1 protein-coding gene is annotated in these 1,111 nt (G+C 67.7%); it reads right to left on the bottom strand.

The genetic code is table 11. The features are described 5' to 3' along the window. Positions 1–61 precede the first annotated feature (61 nt). The coding region (locus LQV45_RS34725) for a hypothetical protein (protein ID WP_230012482.1) at positions 62–1,111 on the bottom strand (1,050 nt) is incomplete at its 5' end.

Genomic DNA, 1,111 nt, shown 5'->3' with positions numbered 1-1,111 from the left:
CAGAGGGGCTGCGCGGGGCCGCCCCCATCGGTTCGCCACAGGTGGCCTCTATGCCACGTGCTTAGCGGCCATTCGTGTCAGATCGGTGCGCCTGGGGGCGGGCACGGTGACGTTGCCCGGGCTTCGGGCCAGGGCCGGGAGTCCAGCCGCGCTCCATCAGCGCCGTACGCACGCGGGTAACGGCGGCAGGCTCCATCCCAGGGCCGGGCGGGGTCAAGTGCCATTGGGTCAAGACGACGACGCGCCACCCGGCGTCCCTCGCGTTCTCATCCCGGAAGATGTCGCTGCGACGCTGGGCCGGACTGGCGTGATGCCCGCCGTCGTACTGAACCGCGATCTTTTCTTCTTCGTAGGCGAGGTCCGGGTCCAGGATCCAGCCGCCGGTCTCATCGAACATGGGCACGTTGATTGCGGGTTCGGGCAGGCCATGCCGAATCAGGAGCAGCCGGAGTTCGGTCTCCTTGGGGGAGTCCGTGTCGGCGCGTATCAGGGACCGGGCCTGCATAGCCCGCCGGTAGCCCGCTCTGCCTTGCTTCCCGGCCAGGAACGCGTCCAGCTCATGGATCGTGGTCAATGGATTTCTCCGCCGCAGCAGGAAGTCCCCGGCGATCACCAAGTCATCGAGGCCTAGTATGCCTGCGAGATCGAACCACGTCCGCAGTGGGGAGGTGCAGGTAACCCTCACCCCAGCCACGATCTCCTCCGGTTTGAGTGCCTGCTGATGGCCCACCACATTCTTATGCCGCACCGCCCGCTGGCCCGGCCGACTCGTCAGATGGATGACAGCCAGGTTCTCCAAGGCCTGCGGCAGGGGAAATCCCCACAGCACTGCCGCTGACAGGTGGCTCACGATTGCGCCCGTCATGGCCGTCAGGGCATGCACACGTTTCAGCAAACTGTCCGGGGTGGCGGCGGTCGCGCGCACCCCGTAACAGGGGCTGACGAGATCCCTGGCCCGGGTCCGTCGTCGCCCCACCCCGGCAGTGCGGGCCTCGGCCACGGTGAAGGGCTGGTTTCGAAGATGCGGGGGGAGCTCACTGGGCGGGCGCATACGGGCATTCTGCGCCCGCGCCGATGGGGCTTGGAGGTTTTCCACAGCGCGGGCAGGGTG

This window comes from Microbacterium sp. Bi128 (assembly GCF_918698205.1).
The sequence above is the reverse complement of the archived record's forward strand: the minus strand, read 5'-3'. Positions and strand labels throughout refer to the sequence as shown.